Origin of the sequence: Nostoc sp., assembly GCF_036917755.1 — a bacterium.
GTDB lineage: Bacteria > Cyanobacteriota > Cyanobacteriia > Cyanobacteriales > Nostocaceae > Nostoc.
This window is the reverse complement of record NZ_JBALFC010000074.1, coordinates 1-17,794: the sequence shown is the minus strand read 5'-3', so window position 1 is coordinate 17,794 and position 17,794 is coordinate 1. Positions and strand designations below refer to the sequence as shown.

The 17,794-nt window shown below is 42.3% G+C and carries 16 protein-coding genes, 2 pseudogenes and 2 riboswitches; of the genes and pseudogenes, 9 read left to right on the top strand and 9 right to left on the bottom strand.

Features of this window, described 5'->3' with window-relative positions:
• The first annotated feature begins 232 nt into the window (after positions 1-232).
• Complete coding sequence (locus V7L05_RS17440; protein WP_335165792.1) at positions 233-445, top strand: high light inducible protein; 213 nt, start codon at positions 233-235, stop codon at positions 443-445.
• Here V7L05_RS17440 and V7L05_RS17435 read toward each other — a convergent pair.
• The 5 genes and pseudogenes from V7L05_RS17435 to V7L05_RS17415 all read right to left on the bottom strand — a co-directional run.
• Positions 432-614 carry a hypothetical protein gene (locus V7L05_RS17435; RefSeq protein WP_335165791.1) on the bottom strand — a complete coding sequence of 61 codons (183 nt, stop codon included), beginning with the start codon at positions 612-614 and terminating at the stop codon, positions 432-434. The two genes, V7L05_RS17440 and V7L05_RS17435, sit on opposite strands and share 14 nt — an antisense overlap.
• 760 nt (positions 615-1,374) lie before the next feature.
• The gene (locus V7L05_RS17430) at positions 1,375-1,995 is read right to left on the bottom strand and encodes a universal stress protein (protein WP_335165805.1); all 621 of its coding nucleotides are present in this window, start codon (positions 1,993-1,995) and stop codon (positions 1,375-1,377) included.
• A gap of 182 nt (positions 1,996-2,177) precedes the next feature.
• A riboswitch (cyclic di-AMP (ydaO/yuaA leader) is annotated at positions 2,178-2,412 on the bottom strand.
• 17 nt (positions 2,413-2,429) lie between these two features.
• A complete protein-coding gene (locus V7L05_RS17425; protein ID WP_335165804.1) occupies positions 2,430-3,266 on the bottom strand; it encodes an ABC transporter ATP-binding protein in 837 nt (278 codons plus the stop codon).
• Between the two features lie 131 nt (positions 3,267-3,397).
• Positions 3,398-4,747, bottom strand: a pseudogene (locus V7L05_RS17420) (ABC transporter substrate-binding protein); the annotation flags it as partial.
• Positions 4,735-5,121: pseudogene (locus tag V7L05_RS17415) on the bottom strand (nitrate ABC transporter permease); the annotation flags it as partial. The pseudogenes V7L05_RS17420 and V7L05_RS17415, both read right to left, overlap by 13 nt.
• Positions 5,122-5,218: 97 nt before the next feature.
• A riboswitch (cyclic di-AMP (ydaO/yuaA leader) is annotated at positions 5,219-5,434 on the bottom strand.
• 429 nt (positions 5,435-5,863) lie between these two features.
• On the opposite strand from V7L05_RS17415, the gene V7L05_RS17410 reads away from it, so the two are divergent.
• The 7 genes from V7L05_RS17410 to V7L05_RS17380 all read left to right on the top strand — a co-directional run bounded on the left by V7L05_RS17410 (position 5,864) and on the right by V7L05_RS17380 (position 11,644).
• Positions 5,864-7,054, top strand: a complete 1,191-nt coding sequence (locus V7L05_RS17410; protein WP_335165789.1) for a sensor histidine kinase — start codon at positions 5,864-5,866, stop codon at positions 7,052-7,054.
• 156 nt (positions 7,055-7,210) lie between these two features.
• Positions 7,211-8,330, top strand: a protein-coding gene (gene prfB / locus V7L05_RS17405; RefSeq protein ID WP_335165787.1) for a peptide chain release factor 2 whose coding sequence is annotated in 2 segments (ribosomal slippage) — positions 7,211-7,282 and positions 7,284-8,330 — 1,119 coding nt in all. Because the reading frame shifts where the segments join, the coding sequence is not laid out codon by codon here.
• A gap of 203 nt (positions 8,331-8,533) precedes the next feature.
• Entirely contained in the window at positions 8,534-8,689 is a 156-nt protein-coding gene (locus V7L05_RS17400) for a DUF3285 domain-containing protein (RefSeq protein WP_012408076.1), read from the top strand.
• Between the two features lie 39 nt (positions 8,690-8,728).
• Positions 8,729-9,256, top strand: a complete 528-nt coding sequence (ybeY, locus tag V7L05_RS17395) for an rRNA maturation RNase YbeY (RefSeq protein ID WP_335165803.1) — start codon at positions 8,729-8,731, stop codon at positions 9,254-9,256.
• A gap of 150 nt (positions 9,257-9,406) precedes the next feature.
• Entirely contained in the window at positions 9,407-9,862 is a 456-nt protein-coding gene (locus V7L05_RS17390; protein ID WP_334950740.1) for a diacylglycerol kinase family protein, read from the top strand.
• Positions 9,863-10,273: 411 nt separating this feature from the next.
• The gene (locus tag V7L05_RS17385; RefSeq protein ID WP_334950741.1) at positions 10,274-10,873 is read left to right on the top strand and encodes an anthranilate synthase component II; all 600 of its coding nucleotides are present in this window, start codon (positions 10,274-10,276) and stop codon (positions 10,871-10,873) included.
• 3 nt (positions 10,874-10,876) lie between these two features.
• Positions 10,877-11,644 (top strand): MBL fold metallo-hydrolase, encoded by a 768-nt coding sequence (locus V7L05_RS17380; RefSeq protein ID WP_335165785.1) that lies wholly within the window; start codon positions 10,877-10,879, stop codon positions 11,642-11,644.
• A 132-nt stretch (positions 11,645-11,776) separates the two neighbouring features.
• Here the strand turns inward: V7L05_RS17380 and V7L05_RS17375 are convergent, their stop codons facing one another.
• Entirely contained in the window at positions 11,777-13,018 is a 1,242-nt protein-coding gene (locus V7L05_RS17375) for an FG-GAP repeat domain-containing protein (RefSeq protein WP_335165783.1), read from the bottom strand.
• A gap of 647 nt (positions 13,019-13,665) precedes the next feature.
• Between V7L05_RS17375 and V7L05_RS17370 the strand changes: the two genes are divergently transcribed.
• A complete protein-coding gene (locus V7L05_RS17370; RefSeq protein WP_335165781.1) occupies positions 13,666-14,976 on the top strand; it encodes an aminopeptidase P N-terminal domain-containing protein in 1,311 nt (436 codons plus the stop codon).
• 86 nt (positions 14,977-15,062) lie between these two features.
• Here V7L05_RS17370 and V7L05_RS17365 read toward each other — a convergent pair whose 3' ends face one another.
• From V7L05_RS17365 to V7L05_RS17355, 3 genes are all read right to left on the bottom strand, one after another.
• Positions 15,063-15,674, bottom strand: coding sequence for a hypothetical protein (locus V7L05_RS17365; protein ID WP_335165780.1), 612 nt, complete (start codon positions 15,672-15,674; stop codon positions 15,063-15,065).
• A gap of 132 nt (positions 15,675-15,806) precedes the next feature.
• Positions 15,807-16,352: a hypothetical protein gene (locus tag V7L05_RS17360; protein WP_335165779.1), complete on the bottom strand. Its 546-nt coding sequence runs from the start codon at positions 16,350-16,352 to the stop codon at positions 15,807-15,809.
• A 64-nt stretch (positions 16,353-16,416) separates the two neighbouring features.
• Entirely contained in the window at positions 16,417-17,676 is a 1,260-nt protein-coding gene (locus V7L05_RS17355) for an ADP-ribosylglycohydrolase family protein (protein ID WP_335165777.1), read from the bottom strand.
• Between the last annotated feature and the right edge of the window lie 118 nt (positions 17,677-17,794).

Genomic DNA, 17,794 nt, shown 5'->3' with positions numbered 1-17,794 from the left:
TACAAAGTCACAACTATTTATTTTGCGAAAATTACAGTTTAATCACGATAAATTTACATTTGTTTATAATTAGATTTTTATCACCCTCTCAGGGTGGATTTGTCTGTACCAAGATGTTATTGATTATCATCCGCAAGAAGTGCCTGTAGTTTATGCCTATAGGCAGAAAGCATCTGAATTATAAATAGCTACATTAAACTTAACAAACGAATCATTAAGGACAAATAAAAAAATGGCAGTTCCAGAAACTCGCCCTACTACTGGTTTACCACCTGTTGCACCCGAATACAACGGTATAGATCGCAATGCATTTTTGTTTGGCTTTACTCCCCAAGCCGAAATTTGGAATGGACGCTTGGCGGCTATTGGCTTCCTGGCCTATTTACTTTGGGATTTGGCTGGTTATAGCGTTGTTCGTGACGTGCTACACATTATTGGATATTAGCAATAGCTAAGAAGTTAGGAGGAGCCACTGGGTTGCGGGGGTTCCTCCTTTGTCGGAAGTGGGGTTGATCAGTTTTAAACATACTATTAATTAAAAACTCAAAACTGATAATTCTTAACTCCTCGCTAATCTCGGTTTTGGTAGGCGGAACCAAAATCGAGTTTTCCATGACTCTTGCCGATGTAAGGAACTGGCGTAAAAATAAAAATATTCGAGTCTATGGCTAATGGAGCTACCTCTAGTTCAGCCTTATTAACTTCATCTAAAGATATTTTAAGGACTTCCTGGCAGGATTCTAATTGCTTAATACCTCTTGGAGGCAAAGTAGCGTAAATAAAAGGAAAATTAGGATTAGCTGTTGCCTCAAATCCTAACTGTCTGATTCGTTGAGCGAGTGGGTTAACGGTAGCTTGGTTTTCTCGGCTTCTTTGTTGGGCAACTTTATTATGGTAGTTAAAACCCTTAATAAAGCCTGTTTTACTTCAGAATTCTGATGCCTCGGCGGAGCGGCTCCGCTCCCAATACGGTTCGGTTAAGGCAAGAGACGCGATAAATCGCCGTCTCTACAAAGGACTGATTATTGTAAAGACGGCGATTTATGGCATCTTTGTAATCTAGAATCTATCATGAAAAAACCTTATCCGAACCGTATTGGCTCCGCTCCTGAATTCTGCTGTAAGTACAGAACACCACAAAAAGGGTATGGAATTTAATCATTCGTAGGTTGGGTAGAACATTCGTGTTACCCAACATCAAGTCTCAATATTTCCGAACCCCTTTTACAGTGACGTGTATTAAGGATTGCTTGCCAGTTTTCCACACCCTACTTCGTGAAGTTTATTTATTTAGTAGCGAAAAAAGCCACCTAGTTATAGGTGACTTTTTTTTGATTATAATTTGATAAAAATTACTGAAATTATCAACAGCGATTATTCATCAATACAACTAGGAATGCCCAAAACGGCGCAGGGGAAATTAGAACCTAGTGCCTCAATCATCGGATGATTGCCAGAGTTGCAACCTAGAAACAAAATATCGGCAGTTTCTGATTCAACAACTTTCTTAAGTTCTGTAGAAATGCAGCCAAACCGCAAATGAGATTTGAAGGAACCCTGCCATTCTTCAGCGAGACTTCGGGCTTGCCAAAGAATTATATCTGCTTGTTGCAGGGGAGTTGCCACTGTCTGCAATTTGGGTTGAGTTAATACCAGTGTGACAGACTTTGATACTTCACTGACTTGACATTCTAATGGAACCTGTTGTTGTGGAAAGCTCAGGATATTTGGATGCTGGCTGTTTTGATTGTCTTCTACCACATAAACGGCTTGAACTGTGACTTCTGCATTAGTGGCTAAACGGGTTTGATGGGCAATCCAAAAAGCAATATCTAGTGCCGTATGACTGTTAGGAGATGCGTCATAGGCAACAATTAAATTAACTGCTTTTGAGCTTTCAGGTTTTTTAGAAAAAGGTTTTTTTGGTTCTGGCAGCAGTACCATTTGTTCAATTAAGTCATCTCGGCCTGTGGCACTTTGCAGACGTGCTAACATTGGCTTAATTTGCACAGTTTTACTTCTCCTAATGAAATGAATTAGCAATGAGAAGCAGGGGGACAAATTTTAGATTTTAGATTTTAGATTTTGGATTTTAGATTGAGTGACGATAAGCAAAATCTCAAATCTGAAATAAGTCAAGGAAACCCCAATAATAACTGTATCACAGCCAAAGTCTTGGGGGTTCCTTCCATTGCCTACGGAGTTAGCTGACGGGCTAAGACTGGAAGGTGTCTCTCTCTTAGGAGTGCTGAGTGCTGTTAGCGGATAGCTAGGGTTTAGCCCCTGCTGAGTTAATTAATAATTCCTAACTCTTGACTCTTAACTCCTCACTTTCTATGAGATACGCCCCACAATATGGTTCCTCCGCTCCAAATCCAGCTTTCATGAATTTGAATTAGGCTACCCACTAAAAAAAATGATAATCTAACTTACTCGTCTTGGGCAAAATATCGATCAAGGAAATTCAGGGCGTGGTTGCGGAGTTCAAAATATTCTTTTGAGTTTCGCATGGCGGCCCGATCGCGTGGATGTTCAAAAGGAACTTTTAATATCTCTCCTATACTAGCAGCTGGGCCATTGGTCATCAAGACGATGCGATCGGACATATAAATTGCTTCATCTACATCGTGGGTAATCATCATCACTGCTTGACGATTATTTTCCCAAATATCCAATACCTGCCGTTGCAATTTGCCACGAGTTAGCGCATCTAGTGCCCCAAAAGGTTCATCCATGAGCAACATTTTGGGACGAATTGCTAAGGCTCTGGCAATACCTACTCGTTGTTTCATACCTCCAGAGATTTCATCAGGATATTTGTCAGCCGCCGCCGTCAAGTTTACCATTGCCAAGTGTTGATTTACAATGCTAATTTTCTCAGCCCTATTAGCATTTTTTAACACTTCATCCACGGCTAAACGGATATTTTCTCGCACGGTTAACCAAGGTAACAGCGAATAGTTCTGAAATACCATCATCCGTTCGGCTCCTGGCTGACGAATTTCTTGTCCATCTAGCCTGACTGAGCCGGAAGTTGCTTTTTCTAAACCAGCTACTATCTTTACTAGAGTTGATTTACCACAACCTGAGTGACCAATTACAGAAATATATTCATCTTCACCAATCGTTAGATTAACTCCATCTAAAACGACAAAATTATCTTTATCAGGTGTCGGATAAGACTTGACTAAATTTTCAATTTCTAAAAATACCAGGCGGGGCAGAACCTCGCTCTGGGTATTCATTGGTAATGAGGTGTATTCCATCATCAAAATGCTCCGAAAATAATTTAGTCATCAGTCAATATTTAACAAAAGAGAATAAAGGCGCCAGTCGCCAGAATTCAGAATTAAATTCTGTGTGATCTGAATTCTGTATTCTTCTTTAAACTTGGGATTTAAGACATGAAAAAGTTAGTGGGAGCGTTAGCCCTGATGGCAAAACTATTTAGATAACCCACAGGATCGCTAGGGTCGAAGCCTTTCTTATCTATAAATACTTCTGGTGGTTCGACTTTGTAATCATCCTTGGGACACTCAATGCCCATTTCGGATGCTATCTCCCGATATAAATCTGTTCTCCAACCAAGTTCTGCTAGTTTCTCGGCTTTTTTGGGGAATTCCTTAATTTGTCCCCACCGGGCTGCTTGTGTCATCAACCAGATACTTCTCGATCTCCATAAAAATGTGGAGTGTTCTGCTGGCTGTTTAGGAAGGTTGTCAGGAATATCGAAGAAAATCGTCGTGTCTGCGGCTTTGATGGTGCGGTCTTTGCCGTCAAAGCCGCCATAGTTGTAGTTGCCGAGAATTCCCGGACTTGTAAACTTAGCGATTGGAGCATCTTTCTTTTTGGGTCTTGCACCTGTAAAGGAACGGTCTGTGATCAGTTCGGCTACTTCTTGGCGATTTTCTACTTTGCTGCAATACTGGCAAGCTTCAATCATCGCCTTGACCAGGGAACGATAGGTTTTAGGATATTTTTCGATGAAAGATTCCATCACGCCTAACAGTCGATCTGGGTGTCCCAACCAGATTTCTTTACCTTGTGCGAAGGTAAAGCCGATGTTTTCATTACCTGCTATTGCGCGTGTATTCCAAGGTTCTGCAACCATGTAAGCTTGCATTGCACCAATCCGCACATTTGTCACCATTTGCGGGGGCGGAACGATAATGACGCGAAATTCTTTAAGCGGATCAACACCGGCGGCGGCGGATAGGTAACGGACAAAGTATTCGTAAATGGCGGAACTCAGAACAACTGCCCAAACTTTGCGTTCTGGCGGCTGTTGGTCAAAGTAGCCTCGGAAATCGCGCCCAAAGGCTTCTAGCGCACCATCACCATATTTTTCTTGATACTCATACCACGGACGTAGCCCAAAATCCCACATGGCTTTGTTCATGGTCATGGCGTTACCGTGGCGGTGAATGGTCATCGCTGCACACAAGGGGGCGTGGCGTGCGCCTTCTGCACCAATTCTGGCGTTGGTGACTGCACCGGATACTACGGGTGAAGCATCCAGGCGACCAAAAATTAAACCGTCGCGGGAGGTAGCCCAACTAGCTTCGCGGTTGAGTGTGACGTTCAAACCATATTTGCGGAAGAAGCCTTTTTTCCAGGCGATCGCAAATGGCGCACAATCATTAACGGGAACGTAACCAACGGTGAGATCGGATTTTTCTAGGTCTTGGGATCTAACTACTGGTTGTACAGCTAAGGCTTCTTCAGTCAATCCTTTAGCTGATCTATCGGATTGAGCGCTAACATTGCCGGTCTGGACATCCCAATTAGAAACCCCAGAGGAATCGCTACTACTGCACCTAACAAAAAGCCTAGTAATACCCGGCGCAGACTTGCTATCAACAACCAACCAATTCCCAAGTTGCCTAGACCTCGTTGGTAGAAGGGATTTAAGATGTAGTCTAGATTAGCGATTAGCGCTTCTGGTGGGGTGGGCATCAATTCGTGGTTGGCAAGTGCAATAATCCACCACAACACAATTATTCCCAAGAAGCCCAATACAGGTAAAATAAAGACATCTCTAAGGATGACAGGTTTTGCCTTTTTCCAAGCGGCTTGTCCAGCGATCGCTGCGATCGCAACCAAATTTAGTTGAAATATCATTTACGACCTCAACAGATTTAAGTGCAGGTACAAAAAATTTGAGCAGTACCAGCCTTGGACACCGATGAGATCGGAACATTAGAATAATGCCGTCTCTTCAGTCTCCTCTCAATGCCTACGAAGTTAGCTGACGGGCTAGGGCTGAGAGATGCCCTTCTGAAGAAAGTTAAGAGTTATGAGTTAGGAGTTAAAGATTAATAATTTCTAACTCCTCATTCTCAACTTCTCACTTTCTCTGAGATACGCCCCACAATTTGGTTCCTCCGCTCCAACCTCACGTACTGTGATGTGATGGATTAGGCTGACTTACTCTAATGGATACTAATTATCAACAATATAACATCAATGCTCAGTAAAAGCCAACTGCATTCTGAGAAATGTTGTTTAATTCAATACCGAAAATCAAGTGTGTCTCCTTGCTTTTCGGTAATTAACAAAATTTATAATTTTTGATAATTTTAGTTGTATTGTGACTGAACGCATTGCACAGAGAGCTAAACAACAATAGTTGAATCAATCATCAAGTCTGTTACCTCTTTGATTAACATTTATTAATAAGAATCATATTATACTTTGCAAATTTTATACACCGATAGTTAATCCGGCAAACAAAAAAAACATATAAAATCTATTTCTTTTGATAGGTTAATTAAATCGCTAATTCTGGTAAAAAACGACTGCACTCGCTAAACTATTTGGATATGGAAGTTTACTTATCTATCTCCTAGCTGAATTTAACATAATGGATTTTAGTCAAGTACTGGCTGAAAAAGGGGACACCATCCTTGATCAATGGATTGTAGCAGTTCGCAAGGATAGACGAATTGAAAGCGCTGATGACTTATCTTACACAGCGATCAAAAATCATATCCCTGATGTTTTGAAAGCTATGGTGACAGTGCTTTCAAAATTCCAGGATAATGATATTCAGTCGATAGTTATTGCCAGTTTCGAGCATGGAGCTATTCGAGCTGAACAAGGGTTTGACCCAGGAGAAATTGCCAGAGAATATCATCTGCTGCGAACAGTAATATTTGATGTTCTACAAGCAGATTTATTGAGTGGAACCCCATCAGAGATAATTCGTTCCATGCGTTTGATAGACGCAATTGTAGATGAAGCGATCGCTCGGTGTTTTAAGAGTTATGTTGAGGAGAGGTTGCGAGAATTACAGCACTTGCAGTCATCACTAACGCTCCATAATCAGGAACTCACACGCTTAATTAACGCTAATCAAGAGTATCTTTCCCAACTCGCCCACGAATTGAAACATCCTCTAACTTCTATTATTGGTTACTCGGATTTGTTTTTACGCCAACAACGACGAAAGACTGAGGTGAAAGACACTTCTGCCAATTTAGAACACATTGAGCGTGTGCTACGCAATGGTAGACAATTACTGCACCTGATTAACAATGTATTAGAACTTTCCCGGTATGACGCAGGGCAGATAAAACTCCAACTAGCGCCTACCGATGTGCGTGAATTAATTAATAATGTATGTGAAATGTTGGAACCTTTAGCATCTGGGAAAAATTTAAAAATCGTCGTAGATTCCGATCGCGTTCCCAAAGAATTAATCACAGATTCTTTTCAATTCCAACATATTGTCACAAATCTTATTAGTAATGCAATTCGTTATACAGAGTCGGGGACTATTATTATAATGTGTCAGGTGTTGGAGAACCAGAAATGGGCGATCGCAATTTCTGACACTGGAATTGGCATTGCACCCGAAAACCAAGCCCAGATATTTGAACCCTACTTTCGCGTCAGTTCTAGCGATCGTCCCTATCTTCCTGATAGTACTGGATTGGGGTTAGCGATCGTCTCGCGGTTAGTAAAACTACTGCAAGGTCAAATTAACTTAGTTTCTGAGGTGGGCGTTGGTTCTACTTTTACCGTAATTTTGCCCTTAGAGACGAAGATTTGAGAAAGTTTCTCGGATTTTTATAATTCCAAGTAATTTTTGTAACTTATATAATTAGTGCGGAGAGAATTTGCCCAAATACAGCTAAAATTAATAAATAGTAGAATAAAGAGCAATTTTCTTTCTCCAAAGCGCTCTATCTATCATTCAACAAGCACTATGGAAGTCTTAGAACTCAAACGCGAAATCGAAACGTTGTCTGGCCGCCTGGGTAAAACCCAGGACTATCTTTGACGTACCTGCACTGACAGCCAAAATTCAAGACCTGGAAAAAATATCCGCTCAACCCGAATTTTGGGATGACCAAACCCAAGCCCAACAAACGCTGCAAGAACTCAACGACCTGAAAGCCCACCTCCAGCAATACGATCGCTGGCACGCCCATCTAGAAGATACTAAGGCAGTTGTTGAGTTATTGGAGTTAGAAACCGATGAAGCACTACTGCAAGAAGCGGAATCTACCATCACTAAACTCAATCGTGACCTGGATCAGTGGGAGTTACAACAGTTACTTTCTGGCCCCTATGATGCTGAAGGTGCTGTATTGACGATTAGTGCTGGTGCTGGTGGCACTGATGCTCAAGACTGGGCATTTATGCTGATGCGGATGTACACCCGTTGGGGCGAAGCTCACGGCTATAAGGTAACTTTAGCTGAAGAGTCGGAGGGTGATGAAGCCGGAATTAAATCGGCAACCTTAGAAATTACTGGTCGCTATGCTTATGGTTACTTGCGATCGGAAATGGGTACACATCGCTTAGTGCGGATTTCACCTTTTAATGCTAACGGCAAGCGACAAACCAGTTTTGCCGGGGTGGAAGTGATGCCACAGATCGATAACTCTGTGCAGTTGGACATTCCCGACAAGGATTTGGAAATCACCACAACTCGCTCTGGTGGTAAAGGTGGGCAGAATGTCAACAAAGTAGAAACAGCAGTACGGGTGGTTCACCTTCCTACCGGTCTTGCCGTGCGCTGTACAGAAGAGCGATCGCAGCTGCAAAATAAAGAGAAAGCCTTAAATCGTCTCAAAGCAAAGCTGTTGGTCATAGCCAAGGAGCAACGCGCCCAAGAAATTGCCGAAATTCGTGGCGATATGGTGGAAGCCTCCTGGGGAAACCAAATCCGTAACTATGTATTTCACCCTTACCAGATGGTGAAAGATTTACGTACAAATACTGAAACGACCGCGATTGGTGATGTGATGAATGGCGAACTTGATACATTCATCCAAGCTTATCTGCGCCAAGAAAATAAACTGGTCGAAAGCACTCCCTGATAATTGGGGATTAGCAATCGGTACTAGGTATTTTTGTACTTAGTACCGATGATTTATTTTCTCGCATTTAAGATGAGCGCCATCGCATCGCACCCCATATCATTGGTGCCTTTTTAAAGAAATCCCATAGCAACATACAGGCGATCGCAATTCTGTGCCAGACCAACTGTTACAGTTATAAAAGAGTCTGTAGACAAATAACTATGAGCAACTCTCCTTCAACAGAACCTCAACCTAGCTACGTAAAACTCGCCATGCGAAACATGGTGCGGAAGGGTGCAACTTCCCTGAAACATTTTGCGTTGACTGCCGTAGGGCTTCTAGCTCTCCTTGTTGGTCTTGCTTACCTAACTCACTAACGACAAACCGTAAACCTCAGACTAGGAGAGTGTGTGCCCCTGAGAGTTGAACTATATGTGGAGGAGTATTTTTACGAGTTGTCCCCGACAACATCTGTAAAGATTGGGGACACTTATCCCCGAATTACTCCTGAAACTTGGGAAAACTGGTTTAATCGCTGGTTAGAAATACTTCACCCTCATATTCCGCCAGCGCCAAGTTATGAGATCGGGCTGCGTTTCACAGATGACTCGCAAATTCAAGAACTGAATGCCCAATATCGTCAACAAAATAAGCCCACAGACGTTTTAGCCTTTGCTGCTTTGGAGGTAGAATTTCCTCAAAGCCAAGAAATGCTTGCCTCTATACCATTATATTTAGGTGATATTATTGTGTCTGTAGATACAGCACAACGTCAAGCTCAACAGCAAGAACACAGTTTATCAACTGAGCTAGCCTGGTTAGCTGCTCACGGATTATTACACCTGTTGGGCTGGGATCATCCTGATGAAGAAAGTTTGGGGCGAATGTTAGAACAGCAAGTGAGATTGCTGAACACAATAGGTATTGCTATTGACATGGAATAGCAGTATGTGTATCTCTTAGTGCCAATTTTGGGCAATACTTTTATAATACTTTTGGGGAAAATTGCTTAAATATTGTCTCAAAGTTAATTCCGCCATTAAGATCGGCGAATATTCCCACTGTAGCAACTCTGTTCTTGTGTTTTGAAGTCTATGTCCCAAAAAATTTCTCCATCACCAACGCCCACCTCGTTACAAACACTCGTGTCTAACGAACGGGAATTCTCCTGGAAAGTAGCCTCTAATTTATTTGTTAGTTTTAAATATGCCTGGGCTGGAATCAGCTATAGTTTTCAAACTCAACGTAATTTTCGCATCCACGTAAGTGTTTGCGCTTTGGCAATCGGTTTAAGCGTTTTTTTGCATCTGCAAGCGGTGGAAATAGCTGTAATTGGCATAACTAGTGGTTTAGTTTTGGCATTAGAGTTACTAAATACCGCGATCGAGTCCCTTGTGGACTTAACCGTTAAGCAGACATACCATGATTTGGCAAAAATTGCTAAAGATTGTGCGGCTGGTGCAGTCCTTGTCTCTGCTTTGGTAGCGGTGCTGGTAGCTGGTACGCTATTGCTCCCTCCTCTGGTAAGGTTAATTATATCGGCTTTATAGATGTGATTTGCGTCACCGAACAGCCCACACTTCGACCCAACTCTTGGAGACGCTGCGCGTAGCTTGCTTCCCCGTAGGGGTACGACGCAGGCTCAGGGCAGGCAAGCTCTGTTACCACCGCAGGTATCGCTAAGTGACTCGGTAAGAGATCAGACTCTATCCGATCCCCTTTGGAGAACACATTATCAGCAATTCCAAATTTAAGTAATGCGATGTCTACGACGGGCGTAGCTGCGGCGCCAAGCATCCTGGCTAAAGGGTAATCTTTAGGAAGTCGCTTATCGTAGAGTAGCCGCTTGATATTTACGCGTTGATGTCAGCGTTATTTTTACACTTAACGAACAAATAGCATAAGATATTTGTCTATGCTTTTTGCAACTGATGAGTGGTAAAAACCAGGAGTGATGAGCTTTGATTATAGTTATCGACAATTACGACAGTTTTACATATAATTTAGTGCAGTATCTGGGGGAATTGGCAGCAGAATTCCCAGTTGCAGATGATATTAAAGTTTTTCGTAACGACAAGATATCCATAGATGAGATTCGGGCATTAAAGCCGGAAGCCGTGGTTATTTCTCCTGGGCCAGGTCGCCCGGAAGATGCTGGCATTTCTTTAGAATTGATTGAACAGCTAGGACAAGAGTTGCCAATTTTGGGTGTCTGTTTGGGACATCAAAGCATCGGTCAAGTATTCGGTGGTAAAATAATTCCGGCTCCAGAGTTGATGCATGGCAAAACCTCTCAGGTATCTCACAATGGGGTGGGGGTGTTCCAGGGATTAGAAAATCCTCTAACCGCCACCAGATATCATAGTTTGGTGATCGAACGTGAGACTTGCCCAGATGTGTTAGAAATCACCGCTTGGGTTGAAGATAACACCATTATGGGAGTCCGACACCGGAACTATCCTCACATTCAGGGCGTCCAGTTTCACCCAGAGAGTGTCCTGACATCTTCAGGAAAACAGTTATTGCGAAATTTTCTGGAACAGTTACAGTCAAGAGCATAATTAATGAAACGACGACAGTTGATGGGCTATGCTGGGGCGGGGTTGGTAACAGCTTTAGTGACTAACTTGGGTTCTGAATCTCAAGCTGATGCACAATCTAGCGGTTTATCAGTTCAGTGGTTGGGTCATACTTGCTTTCTTTTTACTGGTAGCGGTGCGAAAATTCTCGTCAATCCATTTCGGGCGGTCGGCTGTACTGCTGGGTATCATCTACCAAAAGTTGCAGCAGATTTAGTACTGATTAGCAGCCAACTGCTGGATGAAGGTGCTGTAGACGTACTACCGGGAAATGCAAAACTCATCTACGAACCAGGAGTTTACGAGTTCAAAGGCATTAAGTTTCAAGGAGTTGCCATAGATCACGATCGCAAAGGTGGTAGGCAGTTTGGCTCAAATACTGCTTGGAGTTGGAAGCAAGGCGGAATTAATATTTTACATTTAGGGGGAGCTGCTGCACCCATTTCCTTTGAGCAAAAAATCCTGATGGGACGTCCTGATGTGGCATTTATTCCAGTGGGAGGCAGTGCAAAAGCCTACAATGCTGAGGAAGCAAAGCAGGCGGTTCAAGTGTTAAATCCCAAGTTAGTGATTCCGACCCATTACCGGACACAGGCGGCTGATGCTGCTACGTGCAATCTTTCGCCACTCGATGATTTTCTCACCTTGATGAAAGGTATGACAGTGCGGCGTAGCAACGGAGATAGTATTTCCATTAACCCTAAAGATTTGCCGGAAAATAGCGTGATTCAGGTTTTGAGTTACAAGTTTTGAGGAGCAGGGGAAGCAGGGGAAGAATTCCTAACTCCTGACTCTGCCAATTTTAGATTTTGAATTTTGGATTTTGGATTGAAAGAAAAATCTAAAATCTAAAATTGAATGACTCGTAACTTTTATTTCTAGTTTTTAGAATGTATACCATTCTGGGCCAACCTTATCGGCATCGCTGATGGGATTCTGAGTAGCTGTTGTCCCATCTAGAGTCCAAATGCTGTCTGCACCTGCTGTCTGATCGCGCCAGTAAATGTCGGTTTTACCATCGCCGTTGAAATCGCCAAGGGATGGTGTCAATGCTGCATTATTAGCTGGTAAGAAAGCCTCAGTAGCAACTGTTGTACCATCCATCAACCAAGCGGTGTTCTCACCAGTTGTGCCATTGTGCCAGAAGATGTCGGTCTTACCATCGCCGTTGAAATCGCCAATTTTAGAAGTCCAGGCTGGGTCAAGTGTCCCCAGAGCGCCCTCTGTGACTAAGATCCCATTCATCGTCCAAACCTTGTTCTCACCTGTTTGAGCGTTTCTCCAGAGAATGTCAGTCTTATAGTCACCGTTGAAATCACCAAGGGTAGGAGTCCAGGCGGCATCTTGTGATTGCAGCGCCAATTCAGTCTTTTGCGTACCATCCATAAACCAAGCGGTGTTATCGCCGGTTGTCTGATTGCGCCAGAAAATGTCGCTCTTGCCATTGCCGTCGAAATCAACAATGGTAGGAGTTAGTGCTGGGTCTGTTTTATCCAAAACAGTTGCATTCAGAACTGTGGTGCCATCCATCTGCCAAATAGCGTTCTCACCAGTTGTGGCATTATGCCAGAAGATATCGGTTTTGCGATCGCCGTTGAAATCCCCAATCTGAGGAGTCCACGCTGGATCAACGCTGCTGAGAGCAGCCGCATTAGCAACTTTTGTGCCATCCATCAGCACAATGCTATTCTCGCCGGTTGTCTTATTGCGTAATAAGAAGTCGGTTTTGCCATCACCATTGAAGTCAGCAATTTTGTAATCATAGGCGGATAGGTCGAAATTACCTAGAGAACCCTGTTCGAGAACTTTTGTTCCATCCATCAACCGAATGATAATCTCACCGGTTGTAGAATTGACCCATACTTTATCCGTTTTGCCATCACCGTTAAAGTCAGGAGTAATCGCCGCACTAGTTAAGTAAGGATTAGGATTGGGATTTGATGACGTTTTAACAGGCGCAGTCACTGGTTCACTTTCTAGTGCTAGTGAGGAACTCTTATTCAAAAACCCCGAATCAAAATTTAAATTCTCAAAAGAAGATGTCAAGATTTGTGATTTGGCAAAAGAGTCTGATGCCCATCCAGATGTATTCAAAGTTAAGGGTGAGGAATTTGTATTTACAGGCATGGGGTATTTTTATGATTGGTTGTCATATTTTTTTAACTTTTTTTGACAATATCTTTCTGTAACTAAATAACATTTACCAAGTTTTCCAGATTTCTTTATAACTATTTTTTCTTTATTAATGTCATTCTTTAAAGATAAATATTTGTTTGTTTTAAACGATTTTTATGGAATTTTCAAGTTCTATATAAGCAATTGTAAAATATTTTTTGTGCTTTATCTATGTGATAATTTAGAGATAAAATTATGAAATTTTATTTATTTTATTTGACATTGCAAATGTAGAATTAAAATATACACATTTATATAATTGTTACTCAGTTAAATAAAAAGATTTCCATTATGTAATCCTGATATGATTACATAAGACATCTCCGAAAAAATATGGAGACGCAAAATTGGACTTCCTTCTGCTTCGCTAACGCGTCTCTACAAGGATTTCAGGTATAGTATAATTAATTTCTGGAGATGTCTAAGGGTTATGCATAACGCATATTTAATTTCTGGAGATGTCTAATAATTTATGACTTCAGTTGAAACAAATATTGGATAGAATAACTTAGATTAGCAACTACGGAGAAGCATGATCTGTGCATCATCTAGTTGTCAAAAGTCTAAAATAACACAATACATTCATATATACATCAGCTATGCAAGCAGAATATCGGCAGCGTCGCCAGCAGTTAATGGCAAAAATTGGTGATGGCACAGCCATTTTTCGCAGTGCGCCAATGGCAGTGATGCACAATGATGTCGAGTATGTTTATCGCCAAGACAGTGATTTTTTCTACCTGACTGGTTTTAACGAACCACAAGCAGTTGCAGTGTTAGCGCCGCATCATTCAGAACATCGGTTTGTGCTGTTTGTCCAACCGAAGGATCGCGAAAAGGAAGTATGGACTGGTTATCTTTCTGGGGTAGATGCAGCCAAGGAAATTTATGGCGCTGATGAAGCGTACCCCATTAGCGAGTTAGATGAAAAGTTACCGCAGTATTTGGAAAAAGCCAGTCGCATTTACTATCACTTAGGACGCGATCGCGCCTTCAATGACCAAATCTTGGGGCATTACCAAAGTTTGCTGCGGACTTATCCTAAGCGCGGTACAGGACCGATCGCTATTGAAGATACTGGGACTGTCCTCAACAGCATGAGACTAATTAAAAGTGAAGCTGAGTTGGAATTGATGCGTCAAGCAGTTGCGATCGCAACTGAAGCACACAATTACGCGCAAGAAATCGCCGCACCCGGACGTTATGAGTATGAAATACAAGCGGAGATGGAACGGATCTTTCGAGTGCGGGGTGGGTTAGGCCCCGCTTATCCTTCGATTGTGGCTTCTGGGGTGAATGCTTGCGTACTGCACTACATTGAAAATAATCGTCAAATGCAGGATGGAGAATTACTGCTAATTGATGCCGGTTGTACCTATGGTTATTACAACTCCGATATTACCAGAACATTTCCTGTTGGGGGTAAATTTACGCCAGAACAAAAGACGCTGTATGAGATTGTTTTGGAGGCACAAAAACAAGCGATCGCTCAAGTGCAACCAGGTAATCCCTTCAAATTAGTTCATGATACAGCAGTGCGCGTTCTCACGGAAGGTTTAGTCGAACTTGGCATTCTCAAAGGTGAAATTGACAAGTTAATTGAAGAAGAAAAATACAAACCATATTATATGCACCGCACCAGCCATTGGTTAGGTTTAGATGTCCATGATGTGGGTGTTTACCAACACGGTGAAGATAAACCGCAGATTTTACAACCAGGTCAAATTTTGACAGTGGAACCGGGACTATATATTGTGCCAGATACTAAACTAGCAGAAGACCAACCAGAGACTGATCCTCGATGGATTGGCATTGGCATTCGTATTGAGGATGATGTGTTAGTTACATCTGGTGGACATGAGGTGTTAACTGCGGGGGTTCCCAAGGCAGTAGATGAAGTGGAACGATAAAAGAATTCGTAATTCGTAAGAAGAATCGGTGGATTTAAAACCTCAGAATTAGTTAAAAAAAGGGGATGGTACTAACTATCCCCAAGCTAAAATTGTGGGCAAGCCATCAGAGTCGTTGTCAGAATTCCTAAGATTTTATCTATTTCTTTAATAAAGTAATCGTTCTTATCGATAAAGATGGTATTGTTACAAAGTTTGAGAAATTTCCAATCTGTTCCTGTTGTGACTACACCATAAATTTCATTGATGATATTTCCTTGTTGTTGGTTAAACAATTGAGATGCAATCATTGTCGCAATGCATTGTCCTAAACCAGATTTGATACTTTCATTTTTAGCTTCTACAATAATCACCACAGGGCTAGTAATATCATATTGTTCTGGTGAACAACTAAGAATAAAATCACAGCGTCCTTCTAAGCCTTTAGAAGCATCTACATTAAATTCTGAACCAGAAAATATACTAATTTGGTATTTAAAGAAGCGTTTAACTTCAATTAAAACAGGCATAATAATTAGTTCAGAACGAGCTTTTTCTGTATTTATTGCTGTCACCAAAGGTAGATGCTCAGAGAAAATCAAATTTAGATATTCACTAGGATAAACTGCTTGTACATCTCCAAATAAATCTTGATTTTCAACAAAGATTAATTTAAAGTCGGTTTTTACTTTGCTAAGATTAAAGGCGCTGTACGGCATTGTATCATCTTGGAATAAAGTGCTGCGATGCCTACGGTGGTCACTGAGCCTTGCCGTTGGCGCAGCCTAGAGAAGTGCGGCAAGCTACGCAAGTTGCGGAAGCTCAGGAAATGAGTTTGATGATATCTCAGATCAAGAACAGCCCTCAACAAATTCAACTTCTGGCAGTTTACCTGACCGAAACTGAGTAACACGCTTACCATCAGTCTCGAATACCACACGATAGTTCTGGTTAGCACGGTCTTTCGGGATAAATGTCAAGTAGTGTCCGCCTTGGACGTATTTATGAGATGTGACTTTAATTTTTCCTGGGTAGAGAGACTTGATTTGCGCTTCAGTGTCGCCAATTTTTGCACCTTTGAGGGTAGTAATCTGGGTATTCTGCCGCACATCTACTCTAGAAATGCGACCTTTTGTAACCATAAACAAAAGATTTTTGGGTTCGTTTTGTGGCTTAACATAGTAGCAACTGTTATTTGCCGAATCGCCAATTAGCTTAATACCAGCAGCTTTTGCCGCTTGGGAAACAGTCATCCCAATTCGTACTCCGCCGATCCCATTGATCAACAGTTTTGACTGGTTTATTAGTTTTGCCTGTGCTACAACTGTGCTGACAGTTAGAGAAGAAACTGCCAACGTTAAGGAAGCAAGAGTCAAGAATTTAACTTTACTATTCATAAATTATCCGAATAAAAGTGGGTAGATTTTTGTCTACAGTACCAATGCTACCAGTTTCGGATTTTCAAGTTGTTGATTGGCGAAATTCTGATATTACTTCAATCAAACCAACGATATTGCGGTTGAACTCAGGTAAATCTTCCGCAGGTATCCAATATTCCTGATGTATGGAACCGCCGACAATTTTTACGGAGTAGCGACTTAAAAACTCTGCCCGCACCTGAAAACGTGTCACATAGCCGATATATCTTGTGTCAGTACTTGCTGCATTCCAGTTACGGGCAATTTGTGCAGCGTATTCTTCGTTAAGTACTGGGTAAAAAATAGGCTGTTCAGGTAGTCGAGGAGGAAATTCACGATTGCCACTTTCCTTAATCAAAGCCAGTTCTTTTGGGCCAGTAGGACGGAAGAGTGTGATTGTTTCTCTATCACCTTTGGGCAAAGGTTCTCGTGCTTGCAGCCATGCCGTGGGAATACCTTCGACACCTGTAGATATCGCCACAATACCACCCGCGATCGCACAAGTCGTATCTCTATCTCCCAAGCCACTTACAGTTAACCACAGTGCTTCTTCGTAGTTATCGAGGTGCTGGGCAGCACACCACAGGGCAAAGGGAACTGTATCTTGTGCTGAGACATGAGTGCCATTTCCCAACATAGTAGCTGCTGATTGCACCGGTGTACTCTCCGACAAATCATAAGCATGGCGGATTTTTGAACTTACCTCACTTTCTGGAACGTAAGGTAAAACAAGGTTAAGAAACTCTTGTTTACTGGGTATAGAACCTTGCAATCTCGCTGCCCAAGCAGCAGCAACGGCTACGGCAATTGCACCGGCGATCGCTTCTGGATGGGTGTGAGTGACTTCGGCACTATAACGAGCTTGACTGACAACCAAATCCAGATCCTCAGCGAAGAACGCCCCAATGGGTGCAACCCGCATCGCCGCCCCATTACCATAGGAGCCCTGTCCGCCAAACAGACTACTCGCCAACTGCTGCCAGGGTTCGCCATCCCGTATCCGCGTTAGCAGCCCGTGCATTCCTGCACCATAACCCCGTTCGCTGTCGTATTGTTTCACAAAGCTTTCTGCCAGCCTATCTTGGTTAATTTCGCCATATTCTTGAAGAATTGTCACAATCGAAAGCGCCATTTGGGTGTCGTCGGTATAGTTCCAAGGTGATGCTGGGATGGCGCGGGCGACAATCAGACTTTCTGCGACATCTGGATGGAGAAAAAATCGCTCTCCAAAAGCATCGCCTACCGATAGACCCTCAAGGGAGTGTTGAGCGCGAATTAGGCGAACATCGTTAGTTGTTGACATAAGTTATTAATAAATCGTTTATCCAAATTAATAGACCTCTTGCAAAAGTCACTCAGGAAGATTTGATTTTGGGGAGAAAAAGCTCGTAATTGTAGAGAGCAGCAATCAGATTAAACCG

Bases quoted from the DNA above. Each gene is read 5' to 3' on its own strand.
- V7L05_RS17440 (WP_335165792.1), top strand. From the start codon at position 233: ATGGCAGTTCCAGAAACTCGCCCTACTACTGGTTTACCACCTGTTGCA.
- V7L05_RS17435 (WP_335165791.1), bottom strand. From the start codon at position 614: ATGGAAAACTCGATTTTGGTTCCGCCTACCAAAACCGAGATTAGCGAG.
- V7L05_RS17430 (WP_335165805.1), bottom strand. From the start codon at position 1,995: ATGTTAGCACGTCTGCAAAGTGCCACAGGCCGAGATGACTTAATTGAA.
- V7L05_RS17425 (WP_335165804.1), bottom strand. From the start codon at position 3,266: ATGGAATACACCTCATTACCAATGAATACCCAGAGCGAGGTTCTGCCC.
- V7L05_RS17410 (WP_335165789.1), top strand. From the start codon at position 5,864: ATGGATTTTAGTCAAGTACTGGCTGAAAAAGGGGACACCATCCTTGAT.
- V7L05_RS17400 (WP_012408076.1), top strand. From the start codon at position 8,534: ATGAGCAACTCTCCTTCAACAGAACCTCAACCTAGCTACGTAAAACTC.
- V7L05_RS17390 (WP_334950740.1), top strand. From the start codon at position 9,407: ATGTCCCAAAAAATTTCTCCATCACCAACGCCCACCTCGTTACAAACA.
- V7L05_RS17380 (WP_335165785.1), top strand. From the start codon at position 10,877: ATGAAACGACGACAGTTGATGGGCTATGCTGGGGCGGGGTTGGTAACA.
- V7L05_RS17375 (WP_335165783.1), bottom strand. From the start codon at position 13,018: ATGCCTGTAAATACAAATTCCTCACCCTTAACTTTGAATACATCTGGA.
- V7L05_RS17370 (WP_335165781.1), top strand. From the start codon at position 13,666: ATGCAAGCAGAATATCGGCAGCGTCGCCAGCAGTTAATGGCAAAAATT.
- V7L05_RS17365 (WP_335165780.1), bottom strand. From the start codon at position 15,674: ATGCCGTACAGCGCCTTTAATCTTAGCAAAGTAAAAACCGACTTTAAA.
- V7L05_RS17360 (WP_335165779.1), bottom strand. From the start codon at position 16,352: ATGAATAGTAAAGTTAAATTCTTGACTCTTGCTTCCTTAACGTTGGCA.
- V7L05_RS17355 (WP_335165777.1), bottom strand. From the start codon at position 17,676: ATGTCAACAACTAACGATGTTCGCCTAATTCGCGCTCAACACTCCCTT.